The 21,743-nt window shown below is 53.6% G+C and carries 21 protein-coding genes; 8 read left to right on the plus strand and 13 right to left on the minus strand.

What is annotated here, in order from left to right:
- Position 1 precedes the first annotated feature (1 nt).
- The 9 genes from atpH to asnC all read right to left on the minus strand — a co-directional run bounded on the left by atpH (position 2) and on the right by asnC (position 7,172).
- Positions 2-535, minus strand: coding sequence for a F0F1 ATP synthase subunit delta (gene atpH / locus AK59_RS0118775; protein WP_013099407.1), 534 nt, complete (start codon positions 533-535; stop codon positions 2-4).
- Positions 536-549: 14 nt separating this feature from the next.
- Positions 550-1,020, minus strand: a complete 471-nt coding sequence (gene atpF / locus AK59_RS0118780) for a F0F1 ATP synthase subunit B (protein ID WP_013099406.1) — start codon at positions 1,018-1,020, stop codon at positions 550-552.
- Positions 1,021-1,068: 48 nt separating this feature from the next.
- Positions 1,069-1,308, minus strand: a complete 240-nt coding sequence (gene atpE / locus AK59_RS0118785; protein WP_000429386.1) for a F0F1 ATP synthase subunit C — start codon at positions 1,306-1,308, stop codon at positions 1,069-1,071.
- A gap of 49 nt (positions 1,309-1,357) precedes the next feature.
- Positions 1,358-2,173: a F0F1 ATP synthase subunit A gene (gene atpB, locus AK59_RS0118790; protein ID WP_029883501.1), complete on the minus strand. Its 816-nt coding sequence runs from the start codon at positions 2,171-2,173 to the stop codon at positions 1,358-1,360.
- Between the two features lie 8 nt (positions 2,174-2,181).
- Positions 2,182-2,562 (minus strand): F0F1 ATP synthase subunit I, encoded by a 381-nt coding sequence (gene atpI / locus AK59_RS0118795; RefSeq protein ID WP_008500194.1) that lies wholly within the window; start codon positions 2,560-2,562, stop codon positions 2,182-2,184.
- A gap of 616 nt (positions 2,563-3,178) precedes the next feature.
- Positions 3,179-3,802 (minus strand): 16S rRNA (guanine(527)-N(7))-methyltransferase RsmG, encoded by a 624-nt coding sequence (gene rsmG, locus AK59_RS0118800; RefSeq protein WP_029883502.1) that lies wholly within the window; start codon positions 3,800-3,802, stop codon positions 3,179-3,181.
- A 107-nt stretch (positions 3,803-3,909) separates the two neighbouring features.
- Positions 3,910-5,799 carry a tRNA uridine-5-carboxymethylaminomethyl(34) synthesis enzyme MnmG gene (gene mnmG, locus AK59_RS0118805; protein ID WP_008500196.1) on the minus strand — a complete coding sequence of 630 codons (1,890 nt, stop codon included), beginning with the start codon at positions 5,797-5,799 and terminating at the stop codon, positions 3,910-3,912.
- A 374-nt stretch (positions 5,800-6,173) separates the two neighbouring features.
- Entirely contained in the window at positions 6,174-6,623 is a 450-nt protein-coding gene (mioC, locus tag AK59_RS0118810) for an FMN-binding protein MioC (RefSeq protein ID WP_013099402.1), read from the minus strand.
- Between the two features lie 90 nt (positions 6,624-6,713).
- Positions 6,714-7,172: a transcriptional regulator AsnC gene (gene asnC / locus AK59_RS0118815; protein WP_008500198.1), complete on the minus strand. Its 459-nt coding sequence runs from the start codon at positions 7,170-7,172 to the stop codon at positions 6,714-6,716.
- A gap of 151 nt (positions 7,173-7,323) precedes the next feature.
- Here asnC and asnA point away from each other — a divergent pair, with 151 nt between their 5' ends.
- A complete protein-coding gene (gene asnA, locus AK59_RS0118820) occupies positions 7,324-8,316 on the plus strand; it encodes an aspartate--ammonia ligase (protein WP_013099401.1) in 993 nt (330 codons plus the stop codon).
- On the opposite strand, the gene viaA is transcribed toward asnA, so the two are convergent.
- On the minus strand, positions 8,317-9,768 hold the full coding sequence (gene viaA / locus AK59_RS0118825; RefSeq protein WP_029883503.1) for an ATPase RavA stimulator ViaA: 1,452 nt from the start codon (positions 9,766-9,768) through the stop codon (positions 8,317-8,319).
- A complete protein-coding gene (ravA, locus tag AK59_RS0118830; RefSeq protein WP_029883504.1) occupies positions 9,762-11,258 on the minus strand; it encodes an ATPase RavA in 1,497 nt (498 codons plus the stop codon). The genes viaA and ravA overlap by 7 nt, the downstream gene beginning before the upstream one ends.
- Before the next feature lie 223 nt (positions 11,259-11,481).
- On the opposite strand from ravA, the gene kup reads away from it, so the two are divergent.
- From kup to rbsR, 7 genes are all read left to right on the plus strand, one after another.
- Positions 11,482-13,350: a low affinity potassium transporter Kup gene (gene kup / locus AK59_RS0118835; protein WP_013099398.1), complete on the plus strand. Its 1,869-nt coding sequence runs from the start codon at positions 11,482-11,484 to the stop codon at positions 13,348-13,350.
- Positions 13,351-13,544: 194 nt separating this feature from the next.
- Positions 13,545-13,964, plus strand: a complete 420-nt coding sequence (gene rbsD, locus AK59_RS0118840; protein WP_020690257.1) for a D-ribose pyranase — start codon at positions 13,545-13,547, stop codon at positions 13,962-13,964.
- A gap of 7 nt (positions 13,965-13,971) precedes the next feature.
- Positions 13,972-15,477, plus strand: a complete 1,506-nt coding sequence (gene rbsA, locus AK59_RS0118845; protein ID WP_020690258.1) for a ribose ABC transporter ATP-binding protein RbsA — start codon at positions 13,972-13,974, stop codon at positions 15,475-15,477.
- Positions 15,478-15,481: 4 nt separating this feature from the next.
- Positions 15,482-16,447, plus strand: coding sequence for a ribose ABC transporter permease (gene rbsC / locus AK59_RS0118850; protein WP_029883505.1), 966 nt, complete (start codon positions 15,482-15,484; stop codon positions 16,445-16,447).
- 27 nt (positions 16,448-16,474) lie between these two features.
- Positions 16,475-17,365, plus strand: a complete 891-nt coding sequence (rbsB, locus tag AK59_RS0118855; RefSeq protein ID WP_013099394.1) for a ribose ABC transporter substrate-binding protein RbsB — start codon at positions 16,475-16,477, stop codon at positions 17,363-17,365.
- A gap of 107 nt (positions 17,366-17,472) precedes the next feature.
- Entirely contained in the window at positions 17,473-18,402 is a 930-nt protein-coding gene (gene rbsK, locus AK59_RS0118860) for a ribokinase (RefSeq protein WP_029883506.1), read from the plus strand.
- A gap of 3 nt (positions 18,403-18,405) precedes the next feature.
- The gene (rbsR, locus tag AK59_RS0118865; protein WP_013099392.1) at positions 18,406-19,398 is read left to right on the plus strand and encodes a ribose operon transcriptional repressor RbsR; all 993 of its coding nucleotides are present in this window, start codon (positions 18,406-18,408) and stop codon (positions 19,396-19,398) included.
- Here the strand turns inward: rbsR and mdtD are convergent.
- Both mdtD and AK59_RS0118875 read right to left on the minus strand, forming a co-directional pair.
- The gene (gene mdtD / locus AK59_RS0118870; RefSeq protein WP_023622147.1) at positions 19,364-20,797 is read right to left on the minus strand and encodes a multidrug transporter subunit MdtD; all 1,434 of its coding nucleotides are present in this window, start codon (positions 20,795-20,797) and stop codon (positions 19,364-19,366) included. The two genes, rbsR and mdtD, sit on opposite strands and share 35 nt — an antisense overlap.
- Positions 20,794-21,501: a FadR/GntR family transcriptional regulator gene (locus AK59_RS0118875; RefSeq protein ID WP_029883508.1), complete on the minus strand. Its 708-nt coding sequence runs from the start codon at positions 21,499-21,501 to the stop codon at positions 20,794-20,796. Before AK59_RS0118875 ends, mdtD begins: the two co-directional genes overlap by 4 nt.
- Between the last annotated feature and the right edge of the window lie 242 nt (positions 21,502-21,743).

Below are 21,743 nucleotides of genomic sequence, written 5' to 3' on the forward strand. Positions count from 1 at the left end.
CTTAAGACTGCAAGACGTCTGCAAGGCGCTCAAGACGGCCGCGTACGCTGCCATCAATGACCATATCACCCGAGCGGATGATTACGCCTGCCATTACAGACTTATCGATTTTGCAATTCAGCTTAACTTTGCGTGACAGACGTTTTTCCATCGCGGCGGTAATTTTCGCAAGCTGTTCATGACTCAGTTCAGTCGCAGAAGTTACTTCAACTTCAGCAGTAGCTTCACTAAGGGCACGTAAGTGCTCAAACTGCTCGAGAACATCCGGGAGCACACGGAGACGACCATTTTCTGCCATTACCTTAATCAGGTTCTGGCCGTTGGCATCCAGTTGCTCTCCGCACACGGCGATGAACGACGCGGCGAGGGTTTCAGGTGCTAATGCACCAGAAAGCAACTCGGCCATTTGTTCGTTTTTCGTCACCTCAGCGGCAAACGCCAGCATATTCTGCCAGCGATCGACATTTTGGTGTTCGACAGCAAAGTCAAAAGCTGCTTTGGCGTAGGGGCGAGCTACCGTAACAAATTCAGACATCAGCCCCTCCCTCCTTACAGTTCAGCGACAAGTTTGTCCACGATGTCGCTGTTAGCAGCTTCATCCACGGAACGTTCGATGATCTTCTCGGCGCCAGCAACAGCCAGAATCGCAACCTGCTTACGCAGTTCTTCACGAGCACGTTTACGCTCAGCTTCAATTTCAGCCTGAGCCTGTGTCACGATCTTAGTACGTTCCTGTTCTGCTTCAGCTTTGGCTTCGTCCAGGATCTGAGAACGGCGTTTGTTAGCCTGTTCGATGATTACCTGAGCTTCCGCTTTCGCTTTTTTCAGCTGGTCTGTCGCGTTGGCCTGTGCAAGGTCCAAATCTTTCTTTGCACGTTCTGCAGAAGCCAGACCGTCAGCAATTTCTTTCTGACGTTTTTCGATGGCAGCCATTAAAGGCGGCCATACATACTTCATGCAGAACCAGACAAAGATAATAAACGCGATGGCCTGGCCGAGGATTGTTGCGTTCATGTTCACAGCACAATACCTCTTAAATTTCTGTGGCTTGGGGTTTTAAAACAACTACTACGCGACAGCAAACATCACGTACAGACCCAGACCTACAGCGATCATTGGGATAGCATCCACCAGACCCATAACGATAAAGAACTGAGTACGCAGCAGAGGAATCAGATCAGGTTGACGCGCAGCGCCTTCCAGGAATTTGCCCCCGAGGATGCCGATACCGATCGCAGCACCGATAGCCGCCAGACCCATCATCACAGCGGCAGCCATGTACAGCAGATCCATATTCAGGTTTTCCATGACAGTCTCCAGTTTGTTTCAATTAAAACGTAGTAGTGTTGGTAAAAAATCAGTGCTCTTCAGACGCCATCGACAGATAGACGATCGTCAGAACCATGAAGATAAAGGCTTGCAGCGTAATGATCAGGATGTGGAAAATGGCCCACGGCACATTCAGAACCCACTGTGACCACCACGGCAGAAGACCCGCGATCAGAATGAAAATCAGCTCACCCGCATACATGTTGCCGAACAGTCGCAGACCCAGTGAAACAGGTTTGGACAGCAGGCTAACGCCTTCCAGGATCAGGTTGACCGGAATAAACGCCCAGTGGTTGAACGGCTGCAAGGTAAGCTCTTTCACAAAGCCGCTTACGCCTTTCATTTTGATGCTGTAGAAAAGAATCAGGATAAACACGCCCAGCGCCATCGACAGGGTGATGTTCACGTCAGCAGACGGAACCACGCGCAGAGCAGGCAGACCGAAGACATGCTCGCCAATCCACGGCAGGAAATCGATAGGCAGAAGGTCCATCAGGTTCATCAGGAAGACCCACACGAACACGGTCAGTGCCAGTGGGGCAATCAGCTTGCTCTTACCATGGTACATGTCTTTCACGCTGCCATGGACGAAGCCGATGATCATCTCAACGAACGTCTGGAATTTCCCTGGAACACCGCTGGTCGCCTTTTTAGCAACACCGCGGAACATGGCCAGGAACAGAAGACCCAAAACCACCGAGAAGAACATGGAGTCGATGTTGATCGTCCAGAAGGTGGCCGGGGGGTTATGCGGATCCACCAGCGAGAATGTACGCAGGTCCAGCTGAAGGTTTTTCAGATGGTGACCTATGTAATCCTGCGGCGTCATATTTTCTGAAGCCATGATGCCTTTTACCCTTTGTTATTGATTACAGCTGGAGCCAGAACTTGTACCACCAGCACCAAAACCCACGTAGCTATCAGCGGCATGAATACCACTTTCAAAACCGCCAGCGCCATCACCAGTAGAGCAAAGGTCAGCAACACCTTACACACTTCGCCGAGGGCGAAGGACCAGGCCACGCGGCCTTTGGCAGGTGTATGCGCCTGATGACGCCAGGCAAAAATCATAAACAACACGTTTGGCAGCACAACCGCCAAACCCCCGCACACGGCGGAGATGCCCCAGAAGGGGTCTTTGAGGCTAAACAGCAGTCCACTTGCTATCACAGCCAGAAACTGAATGAACAGAAGCTTACGAGCAACGTTTCTACTCAAGAGCGACACAGACATCACGTTTTTACTCCTGCTCCCTTCGAGGTATGCCGCGTGTCGTATAAAACGTCCTTTAAGGCTCAGAGTCAAGCATCAAAAAGCGGTCAAATTATACGGTGCGCACCCGTGATTTCAAACATTAAGTAGCGAAAAGGTGAATAAATGTTTAAATATTTTTCCCCGCCGCTATTTTTCAACTTTTGATGAAAGCCCCGACCTTCGAGCAAAACTGCAAACAGCGCGAAAACGTTGACTACAAAGCGTGCACGAGATCACAAAATACACATTTGCGATAAGGTTGTATTTATCAAACTCGTAAATCGCTTAATTTCATCTTTCTGAAATTAAAGATAAAATGTCGCAACTATTTTCAAAACAGCCCCGTATACAATAAAAACCTTTTATTGACATTCTTAATAAATATTTAACATTGCATTCTGGTTGCTGCTTTCCACTTTTAGCAGGCTGATATTTTCGTGGTTGATTATCTTCAGGGTGAACAATGGTGAGGAAGTTAACCATTAGAAAACCCTTAGTAAAAACACGGTTAAATTCTCTCCGGCAAAATCCGTTGTGTTGTGCTGTTTTTTAACACTGACAGAACAGCACAAATTCCACATTTTTTATTAAATTTTTAAAAATTGTTTGGCTTAATTATCACCAGATGACGTTCGCCTTCGAGCTGAGGAATCTGTAATTTCTCAATGGACTCGACGGCAAAACCGTCCGGAAGCTGTACAATTTCATCGCCGGGCAACTGCCCTTTCAGCGCATAAAAACGGCCATTCTCTGCCGGTAAGTGCTTACACCAGCTCACCATGTCATTAAGCGAAGCAAACGCACGGCTGATAACCCCGTCGAACGGTGGCTCTGCCGGGAACTCCTCTACCCTGCTTTGCACAGGCGTGATGTTCTCAAGCTTCAGCTCATGCTGTACCTGGCGCAAAAAACGCACGCGCTTGCCAAGGCTATCCAGCAGCGTGAAATGGCTTTCCGGGCGGACAATTGACAGGGGAATACCCGGCAGGCCAGGACCCGTGCCCACATCGATAAAGCGCTCACCGTTCAGGTACGGCGCAACCACAATGCTATCGAGAATATGGCGAATCAGCATCTCGTTGGGGTCGCGTACGGAGGTGAGGTTGTACGCTTTATTCCATTTGTTCAGCATATCGACATAGGCCACCAGCTGATTTTTCTGGTGATCGGTGAGCGAAATACCTGCCTGATCCAGCAGACGAGAGAGTTTATTGAGCACGGTGAATACCTGTTGAGAGACTTAAGTGGCGGGTGGCGCTTCGCTAACCCGCCCTACGGAGTTCTGTAGGCCCGGTAAGCGCAGCGCCACCGGGCTAATTACACATATTACGCGCTGCGGCGCAGCATGCCCTGCTTTTTCAGCCACACCAGCAGAATCGAAATCGCTGCTGGGGTAACGCCCGAGATGCGGGAGGCCTGGCCGATCGACACCGGTTTGTGATCGTTCAGTTTGGCGATCACCTCGTTGGACAGCCCCGTCACCTGACGATAGTCCAGCATTTCCGGCAGCAGCGTGTTTTCGTTACGCTGCTGCTTTTCGATCTCATCCTGCTGACGCGCGATGTAACCTTCGTATTTAACCTGGATCTCAACCTGCTCTGCCGCTTCAGCGTCTTCAAGACCCGGGGCAAAGGCGGTGAGTTTCACCAGATTCTCATAGGTCACTTCCGGGCGACGCAGCAGATCTTCACCGCTGGCTTCGCGCGAGAGCGGCGCAGTTAAGTGAGCGTTCACTTCCGCAGCGGTTTCAGCCTGCGGATTAACCCAGGTCGTTTTCAGGCGCTGACGTTCCTGCTCAATGCGCTCCAGTTTCTCGTTGAAGCGCGCCCAGCGTTCGTCATCCACCAGACCCAGCTCACGACCCATTTCGGTCAGACGCAGGTCAGCGTTATCTTCGCGCAGCATCAGGCGATATTCCGCGCGAGAGGTAAACATACGGTACGGTTCTTTGGTGCCCAGCGTGCAGAGATCGTCGACCAGCACGCCCAGATAAGCCTGAGAACGAGCCGGAGCCCAGCCCTCTTTCTCGGCAGAGAAACGGGCGGCGTTCAGACCGGCCAGCAGGCCCTGTGCAGCAGCTTCTTCGTAACCGGTGGTGCCGTTAATCTGACCAGCGAAGAACAGACCGTGGATGAATTTGCTCTCCAGGGTTGGCTTCAGGTCACGCGGATCGAAGAAATCGTACTCAATAGCGTAGCCAGGGCGAACGATTTTCGCATTCTCCATCCCCTGCATTGAGCGAACAATTTGCATCTGCACATCGAACGGCAGGCTGGTGGAGATGCCGTTCGGATAGATTTCGTTCGAGGTCAGCCCTTCTGGCTCCAGGAAGATCTGGTGCTGGTTACGATCGGCAAAGCGCATGACTTTGTCTTCGATCGACGGGCAATAGCGTGGGCCGATCCCTTCGATCACGCCGGCGTACATTGGGCTGCGATCGAGGTTATTGCGGATCACGTCATGGGTTTTTTCGTTGGTATGCGTGATATAGCACGGTACCTGCTGCGGATGCTGCGCTGCATTGCCCATGAACGAGAAGACCGGCATTGGGTTATCGCCGTGCTGTTGTGCCAGCACGCTGAAATCAATGGTGCGCGCATCAATACGCGGTGGAGTACCGGTTTTCAGACGGCTGACACGCAGCGGCAGTTCACGCAGACGGCGTGACAATGGGATAGATGGCGGATCGCCAGCACGTCCGCCGCTGTAATTATCCAGACCGATATGGATCTTACCGTCCAGGAATGTCCCGACGGTCAGAACAACCGCTTTGGCACGGAATTTGAGCCCCATCTGGGTAACTGCGCCAACGACACGATCGTTCTCCACGATAAGATCTTCCACTGCCTGCTGGAAGATCATCAGGTTCGGCTGGTTCTCCAGGGCGGTACGCACCGCCTGACGATAAAGCACGCGGTCTGCCTGAGCGCGGGTCGCACGCACAGCGGGGCCTTTACTGGCGTTTAGTATCCTAAACTGAATGCCTGCGTGATCGATCGCTTTCGCCATCAGGCCGCCAAGTGCATCCACTTCTTTTACCAGGTGTCCTTTCCCAATGCCGCCAATCGCCGGATTACAGGACATTTGTCCCAGCGTGTCGATATTGTGTGTCAAAAGCAGGGTCTGCTGACCCATTCGCGCTGCGGCCATTGCGGCCTCAGTGCCTGCGTGACCCCCGCCAATGATGATGACGTCAAAAGGATCCTGATAAAACATGGTGGTCTGCCTCGCGTAAAGCGGTATGAAAATGGATTGAAGCCCGGGCCGTGGATTCTACTCAACTTTAGTCTTTCGAGAAAGCATTGGGATCCTGGGCTATTAAAAAGAAGATCTTTTTATTTAGAGATCTGTTCTATTGTGATCTCTTATTAGGATCGCGGACCTTTGTGGATAAGTCCGATCTCATAAAGAAGATCATGGAGTTAGAAAGGATCGTTTGCTGTGAATGATCGGTGATCCTGGCCCGTATAAGCTGGGATCAGATCGCGACTTTATACACAGGGCAAAAACGACTTCAACGTTGTTCTTTGGATAACTACTGCTTAATACGAGCTTTTAACCAGAGTTATCCACATCTGTTCGCGCGATCTTTAATCGTTTTTGAGTAAATTTTTCCATTCACCCAGCCAGATCTCAGCCGGATCCTCCGGAATATCATGATCGAGGATGTTGATCTTCAGCGTTTCACCCACCTGTTTTGCTCCGCAGGCGGTGACAGCGGCTTCGACTTTTTCTATAGCACCGCAGAAGGTGTCATATTCACGGCTGCCAATACCCACTGCGCCAAAACGCACGTTTGACAGGTCTGGCTGCTGTTCCTGCAGTTCGTCATATAAAGGTTGCAGGTTATCCGGTAGATCGCCTGCGCCATGCGTGGAGGTGATCACCAGCCAGACCCCATCAGTCGGGAGATCTTCAAGCAAAGGCCCGTGCAGCGTTTGTGTGGAAAATCCCGCATCCTCCAGCTTCTCAGCCAGATGTTCCGCTACATATTCCGCGCCGCCAAGGGTGCTGCCACTGATAAGGGTAATGTCCGCCATTGATCGCTCGCTCAGATAAAGAGGGGGCCATTGTACGCTGTGAACGGGCTGGGATCTACCTGTGGAAAATGTGGGTATGGATTTGCCCGATCAGGGGCGAATGGTACGCATGATCGGGTTTTGCAGGGAGATCAACGTCTCGGTGGACTGAATTTCATCGATTGTTTGGATCTTGTTGATAAGTACCTGCTGCAGGGCATCTATGGATCGACACATCACCTTGATAAAGATGCTGTAGTGGCCGGTGGTGTAGTACGCCTCTGTGACTTCATCGAGCGCGTTCAGCTTCGCCAGCGCGGAAGGATAATCTTTTGCGCTTTTAAGAATAATGCCAATAAAGCAGCAGACGTCATAACCCAGCTGTTTTGGGCTGACATCGATACGTGCCCCGGTAATGATCCCCGCCTGTTTCATCTTCTCTACACGAACATGAATCGTCCCCGGGCTGACGCCAAACTGCTTCGCCAGTTCGGCATAGGCGGTACGGGCATTGGCCATTAACGCCTCCAGGATGCCGCGGTCCAGATTATCGATCTGATAATTTTCCATAGCTTTTTCTTATGAAGATTAATGAATCACTCTATTCTAGCGTTAAATTTTAACGAATCAAAAGTGAAGGTGGCTTTTTGTTGTTTGATTATTGAATTGAATGCCTTTTCTGTTGCTTAATCAATACCAACAGGACGCAGGAGTATAAATAATGAAAACCGCTTATATCGCAAAACAACGCCAGATCAGTTTCGTTAAATCCCATTTTTCCCGCCAGCTGGAAGAGAAGCTGGGTCTGATTGAAGTTCAGGCACCGATTCTCAGCCGCGTGGGTGATGGGACGCAGGATAACTTGTCCGGATGCGAAAAAGCGGTGCAGGTGAAAGTGAAAACACTGCCAGACGCCCAGTTCGAAGTGGTTCATTCCCTCGCGAAGTGGAAGCGTCAAACCCTGGGACAGCACGACTTCAGCGCGGGCGAAGGACTCTACACGCACATGAAAGCCCTCCGCCCCGATGAAGACCGCCTGTCTGCCATTCACTCTGTTTACGTTGACCAGTGGGACTGGGAGCGCGTAATGGGTGATGGCGAGCGCCATGTCGGCACGCTGAAATCCACCGTTGAGGCGATCTACGCCGGGATCAAAGCGACCGAAGCGGCCGTAAGCAAAGAGTTTGGTTTGGCACCGTTCCTGCCGGAATCGATCCACTTTGTTCACAGCCAGGAGTTGCTGAGTCGTTTCCCGGATCTGGATGCTAAAGGTCGTGAACGTGCGATCGCTAAAGAACTGGGTGCCGTCTTCCTGATGGGGATCGGCGGTAAGCTGTCGGATGGTAAACGTCATGATGTTCGTGCACCGGATTATGATGACTGGAGCACCATGAGCGAGGGCGAATTTGCTGGTCTGAACGGCGATATTCTGGTCTGGAACCCGGTGCTGGAAGATGCGTTTGAACTCTCCTCAATGGGGATCCGCGTGGATGCTGATGCGCTGAAACGCCAGCTGGCGGTGACCGGTGATGAAGATCGTCTCACGCTGGAATGGCACCAGGCGCTGCTGCGCGGTGAGATGCCGCAGACCATTGGCGGCGGCATCGGCCAGTCCCGTCTGACCATGCTGCTGCTGCAACTGTCGCATATTGGTCAGGTGCAGTGTGGTGTCTGGCCGCAGCAGGTACGTGAAAGCGTCAGCTCGCTTCTGTAATTAACGCTGCCAGCGCCTGAGCAGGCGGCTACGCAACCCGGTATCAAAGCGCCAGATATGATCGAAGATGCGCATGATGCCGGGTTTTCCATGGGCGGACATCGCCACTGCGTGGAAACGGTGCTGATGCACCCGCTGTAACTCCTTCACTTTATTCAACACGTCATCCGGCAGCCGCTGGGCAATAAAATCGGAAATCACCACCGCGTCAGCGTCGTACCAGTCGCCGCCCTGCATACGTTCCACAATGCTGCGAAAACAGCTGGCCAGATCGGTACCGCCGCGAAAACGCTGGCTTAAAAAGCGGATCGCCTGCTCAATACCCTGCTGATGGGTCAGCTCATAGCTGACCACTTCGCTGGAAAAGAGCATGATAAAGCAGCGACGCCGGTCAGCGAGCGCCACGCGCATCAGCGCCAGGCAGAACGCTTTGGCACACTGTTCGTTGAAACCGCCCATCGATCCAGATGTATCCACACAAACGATAAATGGGCCGCGCGGTTGCTCATCAAAATCCTGATGGACCACCGGACGTTGACTGATTTTTTCGCGCCAGGCTTCGCCATGCAGGCGATAGGTCAGAAGCTGTTTTTCCACCAGCCGACGATAAAACTCATATTCCAGCTCGGTCATCCCGAGCGTGCTCAGCTCCGTAGGCAGCAGCCGTAAAATGTCATCGCTTTGCTGGAGCCCATCCACCTGTTCCGGCACGGTGGCCGGTTCCCGCACCAGGGTGCGGAAGGTTTCCATCGGGGCATCCTTCTTTGGGACCGATTTAGCCTCCCTTGAGCGACCCAGCTGTTCCGCAAGCTTCATCAGCTCGGGCTGCTGCGCCAGGAAATCACCATACCGGACAATCAGCTGATAATCCCCACGCCTGATTTGGCCTGCACTCATATCCCAGAGACGTCCGGCGGCGTTTTCATTTTCTACCAGTACCTGCTCCAGCTGACCGCTTAAGGTCATGCGTTCCTGAACTTCGCTGAGCAATTGTTCACGCTCTTCATCCAGCAGCTGCTGGTTCAGCGTCGTGGCCTGAACCACAAGACTGAGACGCCAGCGCTGTAAAAAGAGTGTGTGTAAGGCGGGGGTGAAGGTGGCGTTATCGGTGACCAGCGCCCGGGCCTGGCTGGCAAACGGGGAGTGTACTTTATCGAGTAACGTCAGGGTTTGCGGGATCTGAACAATAAACTGCGACGTGGAAAGCCGCTGGCACTGCTGATAGCAGGCCACCTCTTCGGTTAACTCCTGTGGCACTTCGGTCTCTTTAAACCGCTGTCGCAGGTTGTCCCGCCAGCGCGGGAGATCGTCCGTCATCGCTTTTTTTAGCTTCGGGAATTTTTCAAAAAAAGCCGCCAGCTGAGGAGACGCCAGAAGAGTAATAATCACCTCTTCGATCAACCCATCTTCGCTGACGGCCAGCATGACGTTAAGCGTATCCAGCGTTAGCATTGACGAGCCTGTTTGATCTGCGCGCTCACATCCTGCAGGCTGGCTTCAATGCGACCTAACCAGTCGCTGTGAATAAAGAGGCACTTTTGCTGTTCGCTGAAGCGCGTATGCTGCTGATGCCATTCGGTATCCAGCGCCTCCAGCTGCTGCGTGATCTCTTCCGGAATGCTGTCAGAGGCGCTTCCCGGGAGGGCAAGGCGTGACCCCTGCAGGCTTACGTCGCGGATCACCAGGTGCTGACTGCTGTCCACTTCCATATTCAGCGGCTGCGCAAAGCCTATACCGTTAAGCTTACCGCGGATCTCTCCTCCCTTATCAAGCCACTGGGCCAGCGCGTCACGCTCAAGCGTAATGTGCACCACCTGCATGTCATGGAGTTTAAGCGGCTGCTGGAGAAGCAGCGTCAGCGTTGGGCTGGTCAGCTCAGCGGGCAGTTCGTAGTGCGGTTTACGGGCGAACATGCCGCCAAGACGGTTCACCTTCAGCGCGGTTTTATCACTTTGCTGCTGCTGTAGCTGAATGCGCCGTTGGGCTATCGCCCCAAGCTGGTTGAGCATTGATTGCTGGCCCCAGGCGTGTCCGGTCATCAATATTTCAAGCTGCTGCTGCATCAGATTCATCCCTTCGGCATCGTGCCAGAGGCAGTCTTTCAGCAGGATAAGATCGATAGGGGCAACCGCGTCGCGCCCGCTGAACAGGGCGCTGGCCTGCAGCAGACGAATTGCTTTTTTCCAGCGACGGTCGGAAACATAGGGTGCAGAAGGAAGGAGATCGAGCTGCTGACGGAGCTGGTAGATCAACTCAAAGACCGCGTCCGGCAGTGTGATTTTGCCGATATCCACCTGCCACTGCTGATACTCCTCGTCCGTGACCTGCAGTGAAGCGGCTACCGGGTTTTCATTTTCATCCTGCTGGCTGGTCAGCATGGAGCGGAAGTTCGATTTATCCTGCACTTTGTCCAGCCACAGGCGGATCAGCATGCGGTCATACAGCGCTTCAAGGCTGCTGTCGGCCTCGGGAAGTTCGTTCGAGGCGGCCACCAGCAGGCGCATCGGGATTTTCTCTTCGCTGGCGCCGTTACGGAACCGGCGTTCGTTAATCGCCGTGAGCAGGGTATTCAGAATGGCCGGTCCCGCTTTCCAGATCTCATCGAGAAATACAATCTCTGCTTCCGGCAGATACCCCTCGGTAAGGCGTTGATAACGCCCCTCATCTTTCAGCGCCTGGATGGACAGCGGGCCGAAAACCTCTTCAGGGGTGGAAAAGCGGGTCATCAGGTATTCGAAGGCGCGTGCATTCTGAAAGGCAAATTTCAGCCTACGGGCAATCAGGCTTTTGGCAATGCCCGGCGGGCCAAGCAGAAATACGCTTTCACCGCTCAACGCCGCCAGTAAACAGAGGCGGATGGCGTGACTGCGTTCGAAAAGACCTTTCTCCAGTGCGCTGCTGAGACGGGAAATTCTTTCTGCTAATAAATGTGAGTGAGCCATAATAGTTTTTGCATCCTTTCGCCGTCGTGGCGGCTAATTGAAGCGAGTATAGACGTTTCAGTCAGGGCTGGTAATAGGCTGAAGTGCGGCGCAATTTTCTTTGCGCTACATTAATGCGGTTGCATTTAGGGGTTCGATTTTGCAACGAATCGTGCATACTGTGCGCTTTTTGTGGACCAAGGGAACAGGAACACATTTGTTATTTAAACGAAAAGACTAGTCTATGAGCACTGATAATAAGCAATCATTACCCGCAATTACGCTTGCGGCGATCGGGGTTGTCTACGGTGATATCGGCACCAGCCCGCTTTATACGCTTCGTGAATGTCTGTCCGGCCAGTTTGGCTTTGGTGTTGAACGCGATGCCGTATTTGGCTTCCTGTCCCTCATCTTCTGGCTGCTGATCCTGGTGGTTTCTGTTAAATACCTCTCCTTTGTGATGCGTGCAGATAACGCAGGTGAGGGGGGGATCCTGACCCTGATGTCCCTTGCGGGGCGCAACACCTCGGCCAGAATGACGTCGGTACTGGTTATTATTGGCCTGATTGGTGGCAGCTTCTTCTATGGGGAAGTGGTCATCACGCCTGCTATCTCGGTGCTTTCGGCGATTGAGGGGCTTGAGATTATCGCACCGCAGCTTGATACGTGGGTGGTTCCGCTGGCGATAATCGTTCTGACGTTGCTGTTTATTATCCAGAAGCACGGTACCGGGCTGGTGGGGAAATTGTTCGCACCGATTATGCTGGCCTGGTTCCTGATTCTGGCGGCGCTCGGTTTGCGCGGAGTTATTGGCAACCCGGAGGTTCTGCAGGCGCTGAACCCATACTGGGCTATCCATTTCTTCCTTGAATACAAAGTCGTTTCCTTCGTGGCGCTCGGCGCCGTTGTGCTCTCTATTACCGGTGTCGAAGCGCTGTATGCAGATATGGGGCACTTCGGCAAACTGCCGATTCGCGTGGCGTGGTTTTTAGTTGTCCTGCCATCGCTTGTATTGAACTACTTCGGGCAGGGGGCGCTGCTGCTGAAAAACCCGGAAGCGATTAAAAACCCCTTCTTCCTGCTGGCCCCGGATTGGGCGCTGGTGCCGATGCTTATTCTGGCCACGCTGGCCACCGTTATCGCTTCTCAGGCGGTCATTTCCGGCGTGTTCTCTCTGACGCGCCAGGCCGTGCGTCTGGGGTATCTCTCTCCCATGCGTATCATCCATACCTCAGAGATGGAGTCAGGCCAGATCTACATCCCGTTTGTTAACTGGCTGCTCTATTTTGCTGTGGTGATCGTGATCGTCAGCTTTGAGCACTCCAGCAACCTGGCCGCGGCGTACGGTATTGCGGTAACAGGCACCATGGTGCTGACATCGCTTCTTTCCACCACGGTGGCGTACCGAAACTGGCACTGGAACAAGTTCCTCGTGGCGATGATTCTGGTGGGCTTCCTGTGCATCGACGTACCGCTGTTCTCGGCAAACCTCGATAAGATTGTCTCCGGCGGCTGGCTGCCGCTGACGCTTGGTCTGTTGATGTTCATTGTGATGACCACGTGGAAAAGCGAGCGTTTCCGTTTGCTGCGTCGTATGCATGAACACGGAAACTCCCTGGAGGCGATGATTGCCTCGCTGGAGAAATCCCCACCGGTTCGCGTACCGGGCACGGCGGTGTATATGTCTCGTGCGTTGAACGTTATTCCGTTCGCATTGATGCATAACCTCAAGCACAACAAGGTGCTGCATGAGCGGGTTATCCTGCTGACCCTGCGCACCGAAGATGCACCGTATGTTCACAACGTGCGCCGTGTTCAAATTGAGCAACTATCGCCAACCTTCTGGCGCGTGGTGGCGAGCTACGGCTGGCGTGAGACGCCGAACGTGGAAGAGGTCTTCCACCGCTGCGGTCTGGAAGGCTTAAGCTGCCGCATGATGGAAACATCGTTCTTTATGTCGCATGAGTCGCTGATTATCGGTAAACGTCCGTGGTATTTGCGCCTGCGCGGCAAGCTGTATCTTATTTTGCAGCGAAACGCCCTGCGTGCGCCGGACCAGTTTGAGATCCCGCCTAACCGTGTGATCGAGCTGGGAACTCAGGTCGAGATTTAAGCTCCTTAAAATGCCGGGTGGCGCTTCGCTTACCCGGCCTACTCATACTCAATATTCCCGCCAAAATTTACGTCTCATTTCACTTAGCGAAACGTTTCGACACCGATCACAATTCTGTTACGTCATGGTGGTTTTCTGAACACTCTTAAGACTAAACTGATTTCAGCGAAACGTTTCGCTAGTGGAGCAAGAAAATGAAGAAAGGCACGGTACTCAACTCAGAAATCTCATCGGTTATTTCCCGTCTTGGGCATACCGATACGCTGGTGGTTTGCGATGCAGGCTTACCGGTTCCGCGCAACACAACCCGTATTGATATGGCGTTAACGCAGGGCGTGCCCTCGTTTATGCAGGTACTGGATGTAGTTACTGCGGAGATGCAGGTTGAGGCGGCCATTCTCGCGACGGAAATTAAACAACATAATCCGCAACTCCACGAAACGTTGCTCAATCACATTGAGCAACTGCAACAACACCAGGGAAACACCATAGAAATTCGTTACACAACGCACGAACAGTTCAAACAACAAACCGCAGACAGTCAGGCGGTGATTCGCAGCGGGGAGTGTTCCCCGTATGCGAATATCATTCTCTGTGCTGGCGTCACCTTCTGAGGCCATCATGGACGCATTACTGCAACTTAAAGGGATCGATAAATCGTTCCCGGGCGTAAAAGCCCTTTCTGGCGCGGCGCTGAACGTTTATGCCGGACGCGTAATGGCGCTGGTGGGCGAGAATGGCGCCGGCAAATCCACCATGATGAAAGTACTGACCGGTATCTATCAACGCGATGCCGGTTCACTTTTGTGGCTGGGTAAAGAGACCACCTTCAGTGGTCCAAAAGCCTCGCAGGAAGCGGGGATCGGCATTATTCATCAGGAACTGAACCTGATCCCGCAGCTCACTATTGCGGAGAACATCTTCCTTGGCCGCGAATTTGTTAACCGGTTTGGCAAAATTGACTGGAAAACGATGTATGCCGAAGCGGATAAGCTGCTGGCGAAGCTCAACCTGCGCTTCAAAAGCGACCGCCTGGTGGGCGAACTCTCCATTGGCGACCAGCAGATGGTGGAGATCGCGAAAGTGCTGAGCTTTGAGTCGAAGGTCATCATTATGGATGAACCGACGGACGCCCTGACCGATACCGAAACCGAATCCCTGTTCCGCGTCATCCGCGAGCTGAAATCGCAGGGACGTGGAATTGTCTATATCTCTCACCGTATGAAAGAGATTTTCGAGATCTGCGACGACGTTACCGTCTTCCGCGACGGGCAGTTTATTGCCGAGCGTGAAGTGGCATCGCTGACGGAAGATACGCTTATCGAAATGATGGTGGGACGCAAGCTCGAAGATCAATACCCGCACCTCGACAAAGCACCGGGTGAGATCCGCCTGAAGGTGGATAATCTCTGTGGCCCGGGCGTGGATAATGTCTCCTTTACCCTGCGCAAAGGGGAAATTCTTGGCGTGGCAGGGCTAATGGGCGCCGGCCGTACCGAGCTGATGAAAGTGCTGTACGGTGCGCTGCCGCGATCCAGCGGTTATGTCACTCTCGACGGGCATGAAGTGGTGACGCGCTCTCCGCAGGATGGCCTGGCGAATGGTATTGTTTATATCTCCGAAGACCGTAAGCGCGACGGCTTAGTGCTGGGCATGTCGGTGAAAGAGAACATGTCTCTTACCGCCCTGCGCTATTTCAGCCGCAGCGGCGGCAGCCTGAAACATAAAGATGAACAGCAGGCAGTCAGCGATTTTATCCGCCTCTTTAATGTGAAAACCCCCTCGATGGAACAGGCGATTGGCCTGCTGTCCGGCGGTAATCAACAGAAAGTGGCGATTGCACGCGGGCTGATGACGCGCCCGAAAGTGTTGATCCTTGATGAACCTACCCGCGGCGTGGACGTAGGGGCTAAAAAAGAGATCTATCAGCTGATTAACCAGTTCAAGGCCGACGGTCTGAGCATCATTCTGGTCTCTTCCGAGATGCCAGAGGTATTAGGCATGAGCGATCGCATTATCGTCATGCATGAAGGGCATCTCGGCGGTGAATTCACTCGCGAGCAGGCCACCCAGGAAGTTCTGATGGCTGCCGCTGTGGGCAAGCTTAATCGCGTGAATCAGGAGTAAGAAGATGACTACCCAGGCTGTTTCTGGTCGCCGTTATTTCACAAAGGCATGGCTGATGGAACAAAAATCGCTGATTGCCCTGCTGGTGCTGATCGCGATTGTGTCGACCATGAGCCCCAATTTCTTCACCGTTAATAACCTGTTCAATATTCTGCAGCAGACCTCCGTGAACGCCATTATGGCGGTCGGGATGACGCTGGTGATCCTGACATCGGGTATCGATCTGTCCGTCGGTTCCCTGCTGGCGCTCACCGGTGCGGTTGCTGCTTCAATCGTCGGGATTGAGGTCAACGCGCTGGTGGCCGTTGCCGCTGCGCTGGCGCTGGGTGCGGCAATTGGTGCTGTCACCGGGGTTATCGTGGCGAAAGGTCGTGTTCAGGCTTTTATTGCGACACTGGTCATGATGCTGCTGCTGCGCGGTGTCACCATGGTGTATACCAACGGCAGCCCGGTTAACACCGGCTTTACGGACAACGCCGATCTGTTTGGCTGGTTCGGTATCGGTCGCCCGCTGGGTATCCCGACGCCGGTCTGGATCATGGCCATCGTCTTCCTGGCGGCGTGGTACATGCTGCACCACACGCGTCTGGGCCGCTATATTTATGCACTGGGCGGTAACGAAGCGGCAACGCGTCTGTCCGGTATCAGCGTCAACAAAGTTAAAATTATCGTTTACTCACTGTGCGGTTTGCTGGCCTCTCTGGCGGGCATCATCGAAGTGGCGCGTCTCTCTTCCGCGCAGCCAACGGCGGGTACGGGGTATGAGCTGGATGCCATTGCGGCAGTGGTTCTGGGCGGTACGAGTCTTGCGGGCGGTAAAGGTCGCATTGTTGGGACATTGATCGGCGCACTGATTCTCGGTTTCCTGAATAATGGTTTGAATTTGTTAGGTGTTTCCTCCTATTACCAGATGATCGTTAAAGCAGTGGTGATTTTGCTGGCGGTCCTGGTAGACAACAAAAAACAGTAACTGACGACACTACAGGACATCTTAGATATGAACATGAAAAAACTGGCTACCCTGGTTTCTGCTGTCGCGCTGAGCGCAACCGTAAGTGCTAACGCTATGGCGAAAGACACCATCGCGCTGGTTATCTCCACGCTGAACAACCCGTTCTTCGTCTCCCTGAAGGATGGCGCACAGAAAGAAGCCGACAAACTGGGCTACAACCTGGTGGTGCTGGATTCACAGAACAACCCGGCGAAAGAGCTGGCTAACGTGCAGGACTTAACCGTTCGCGGCACCAAAATTCTGCTGATCAACCCAACCGATTCTGACGCGGTGGGTAACGCCGTGAAGATGGCAAACCAGGCGAAGATCCCGGTGATCACCCTGGACCGTCAGGCAACGAAAGGCGACGTTGTGAGCCACATTGCGTCTGATAACGTGCTGGGCGGTAAAATCGCGGGTGACTACATCGCGAAGAAAGCAGGTGAAGGCGCGAAAGTTATCGAACTGCAGGGTATTGCCGGTACGTCCGCTGCCCGCGAACGTGGCGAAGGTTTCCAGCAGGCGGTTGCGGCTCACAAATTTAACGTCCTGGCCAGCCAGCCTGCTGACTTCGACCGTACTAAAGGTCTGAACGTCATGCAGAACCTGCTGACCGCGCACCCAGACGTGCAGGCGGTGTTCGCACAGAACGACGAAATGGCGCTCGGCGCGCTGCGTGCCCTGCAGACTGCAGGTAAATCTGATGTGATGGTTGTCGGATTTGACGGCACACCAGATGGAGAAAAAGCGGTAAATGATGGCAAACTGGCGGCGACCATCGCTCAGCTGCCTGAGCAGATCGGCGCGACTGGCGTGCAGACTGCTGACAAAGTGCTGAAGGGCGAAAAAGTTCAGGCTAAATATCCAGTTGACCTGAAACTGGTCATCAAGCAGTAAAAAGGCGATTCAGGCAGTCGCTGGCTGCCTGAGGGACACCAATAAAGAAAAGTGTGGCATACGCCACCGGGTAACACCGGTGGCGCTCTCAGATGGACAGCTCAACCATGAAAACCGCAGGCAACCTCGTCGTCCTTGGCAGTATCAATGCCGATCACATTCTTAACCTTGAATCCTTCCCGACGCCGGGCGAAACCGTCACCGGCAACCATTATCAGGTGGCATTTGGCGGTAAAGGTGCCAACCAGGCGGTTGCAGCAGGACGCAGTGGGGCAAATATCGCGTTTATCGCCTGCACGGGTGATGACGATACCGGTGAGCGCGTGCGTAAACAGCTCGCCAGCGATAACATCGATGTTGTGCCAGTCAGCGTTGTTGCAGGGGAATCGACCGGCGTGGCGCTGATTTTCGTCAACGCGGAAGGTGAGAATGTCATCGGTATTCATGCCGGCGCGAATGCCCGTCTTACGACGGACCGCGTTGAAGCACAGCGCGAGCTTATCGCTAATGCCGACGCGTTACTGATGCAGCTGGAATCGCCCGTAGAAAGCGTACTGGCGGCCGCTGACATTGCGCATCAAAATCATACCACTGTCGTACTTAATCCTGCGCCTGCCCGTGTATTATCAGACGAACTGCTGGCGCGGGTGGACATCATTACACCGAACGAAACCGAAGCAGAAAAACTGACGGGCATTGGTGTTGAAAATGATGATGACGCAGCACGTGCCGCGAAAGCGCTGCACGATAAAGGCATCGGCACCGTTATCATTACCCTCGGTAGCCGCGGCGTGTGGGCAAGCGTAAACGGCGAAGGCCGTCGCGTGCCGGGCTTTAAGGTCAAGGCGATTGACACTATCGCGGCAGGCGATACGTTTAACGGAGCATTGGTGACAGCGCTGCTGGAAGGAAAGGGAATGGATGATGCTATCCGCTTTGCGCATGCTGCTGCGGCTATCGCCGTCACGCGCAAAGGTGCCCAGCCCTCCGTTCCGTGGCGTAAAGAGATCGACGAATTCTTAAGTCAGCAGGGGTAACGCTTGGCCACAATGAAAGATGTCGCCCGCCTGGCGGGCGTTTCTACGTCGACAGTCTCCCACGTCATTAATAACGATCGCTTCGTCAGCGAGGCGATTCGGGAGAAAGTCGAAGCCGCAGTGAAAGATCTTAACTATGCGCCGTCTGCGCTGGCCCGCAGCCTGAAGCTCAACCAGACGCGCACCATTGGCATGCTGATCACCGCCAGTACGAATCCCTTTTATTCTGAACTTGTCCGCGGGGTGGAACGCAGCTGCTTCGAACGCGGCTACAGTCTGGTGCTGTGCAATACCGAAGGGGATGAGCAGCGCATGAACCGTAATCTGGAGACGCTGATGCAAAAACGCGTCGACGGGTTACTGCTGCTGTGTACCGAAACGCATCAACCCTCGAAAGAGATTATTCAGCGTTATCCGTCTATCCCCACGGTGATGATGGACTGGGCGCCGTTCGACGGGACCAGCGATCTGATTCAGGATAACTCCCTGCTGGGCGGAGATATGGCAACCCAGTATCTGATCGACAAAGGCCATACCCGCATCGCCTGCATTACTGGTCCGCTGGATAAAACCCCGGCGCGGCTACGTCTGGAGGGGTACCTTTCCGCGATGGCTCGGGCGGGACTCGCGGTTCCGGAGGGTTACCGTATAACCGGCGATTTTGAATTTCAGGGCGGTTTCGAGGCGATGCAGACATTGCTGGCGCAGACACCGCGCCCGCAGGCCGTCTTTATTGGCAATGATGCCATGGCGTTTGGGGCGTATAAGGCGTTGTACCAGGCGGGATTGCGTATTCCTGACGATATGGCGGTGATTGGCTACGATGATATCGAACTGGCCAGCTACATGACCCCGCCGCTGACCACGATCCATCAGCCAAAAGATGAACTGGGTGAGCTGGCCATTGATGTATTAATCCACCGAATGGCGCAGCCCACGCTGCAGCAGCAACGTCTGCAGCTTACTCCTGTTCTGATGGAACGGGGTTCGGTTTAGCTTTTGTTTTGTGGCGTTCTTTAATCAGGTTTCGACCATCTTTCGGTTTTAACAGCATAAAGACCAGCGCTGAAACGACGGTAAGTCCGCCCATCGTGATAAAGGTATAGTGGAACTGCTCGACGGTGTTCGCGCTGTCAAAACCTTCATAGAACCGCAGTACCGCGGCACTGACAGCCACCCCAAGGCTGATTGATAACTGTTGAGTCACCGCCAGCACGCTGTTGCCACTACTGGCGTTGTCGTCAGTCAGATCCGCGAGAGTAATCGTGTTCATCGACGTGAACTGCGTTGACATTGCCATACCCAGCACAAACAGCGGCAGGATCAGCATCCAGACGGGAAGCGAGGCAGATTGTAGCGAGAACTGCGCAATCATCAGCCCGATAAAGACCGTTACGCCAACCAGCGTCTTCCGATAGCCAAACCAGCGCAGTACCTGCGTGACGGTTGATTTGGCCAGAATTGAGCCCATTGCCGTGGGCGCCATCATGCAGCCGGCTATCAGGGCCGGATAGCCGAAACCGACCTGCAGCATCAGAGGCATCAAAAACGGTACGCAGCCCGTCCCCAGGCGCGAAGCAATATTCCCCGCGATACCTACCGAGAAAGTGCGCGTATTAAAGAGAGACAGCGAAATCAGCGGTGTCGGGTGACGGCGTGCATGACGTATATAAAGAAGGAACAGCAAAATACCGCCAAGAATGACAGCCAGCGCAAGCCATGTTGCCACTATCTTCTCACCAAACAGCTCCATCCCGCTGGAGAACAATACCAGGCTCAGACCAAACAGGAAAAAACCACCCATATCGAAACTGCGTCTTGGCGTGGTGAAGTTCGGCATATATTTGCGGGCATACAGCAGCCCTGCTACGCCAATTGGAATGTTAATCAGGAAGATCCAGTGCCAGCTGGCCCAGGTGACAAAGACACCGCCCAGCACCGGGCCAAGTATCGGACCGACCAGGCCGGGCATGGTGACGAAGTTGAGCACGGGAAGCAATTCACTGCGTGGATAGGCGCGCAAAAGTGCCAGGCGCGCCACGGGCATCATCATCGCGCCGCCAATTCCCTGCAGAACGCGGAAGATAACCAGTTCGGTCAGAGAGGATGATAATGCACAGGCCAGCGAACCGAGCGTAAAGAGCGTTACGGCCAACATAAATACGCGACGGGTGCCGAAGCGATCGGCCAGCCAGCCGCTCACCGGGATCAGCATTGCAACCGTCAGGGTGTAACTGATGATGGCGGACTGCATCGCCAGCGGCGATCGGTTAAGGCTTTGCGCAATGGCGGGAAGTGCGGTGTTGAGGATGGTGGCATCCAGTGCCTGCATAAAGAACGCCATGGCTGCAATCCACGGCAGCCCGGCCATGCTGCGTGCTTTTTTCTTTGTCATTTATTCACCTGCTGGTGGGTTGGCGCGGCCAGTAACGCCTGGCACGCGCTCAGGGCTCGTTGCCCGTCGCTCTCCTGAATGGCATCGACAATGGCCTGATGCAGATCCAGCTTCACCACTTCGTCCTGAGTAATAGAGGTAAAGTAGGTGTGGTACACCGAATGGAATAAAGAAGCAAAAGAGGTAAGGAACGGATTGGCGCTCATCATATAGATATGTTCATGCCAGGCCATATCGACCTCAACCCAGCGCTCGCGGTTGAAATGCTTTTTCAGGAACACCATCTCTTCCATTAAGGTGTTGAGCTGGGCTTTTTGTTCGGCTGTCCCGAGCGTGGCGGCAAGCAGGCAGGCCTGCGGCTCAAGACTGCTGCGCATCACCAGAAAGTGATCGACGACTTGATTGAAGTTGTCTTCTGTCATCCACCAGGAGAGAAGTTCCTGATCGAGGAAGTTCCAGTTGCTTTGTGGCATTACCCGCGTGCCAATGCGCGGACGCGGTAGCACCATGCCTTTTGCTGTTAAGGTTTTCACTGCTTCGCGAACGGCGGTACGACTCACGCCAAACTGCTCGCCCAGCTCTATTTCACCCGGCAGGATGCTACCCGGGGCATATTTACCCGCTAAAATCAGCTGAGCCAGCTTTTCTGCCAGCACATAAGACAGGTTTTTTTGGGCTGCCAGCTGTTGTGCGCTCAATGGCATTGCTTTTATTCCTTAATGATTCTTGTCGATAAGTATGCCACCGTGAATGTGATTGTGGTTGCAGATACATCAAATAGAACACTTTGTAGCTTGATTTCATCGCTATTGGTGAAAAAAAACACGGACGGAAACTTTTTTTAAATTTCCTCTTGTCACTTCAGAATAACTCCCTATAATGCGCCTCCACTGACACGGAACAACGGCACACACGCCGCCGGATCAGCAGAGAAAAGCAAATTAAA

The organism is Enterobacter sp. T1-1 (assembly GCF_000710795.1).
Taxonomy (GTDB): domain Bacteria; phylum Pseudomonadota; class Gammaproteobacteria; order Enterobacterales; family Enterobacteriaceae; genus Enterobacter; species Enterobacter cloacae.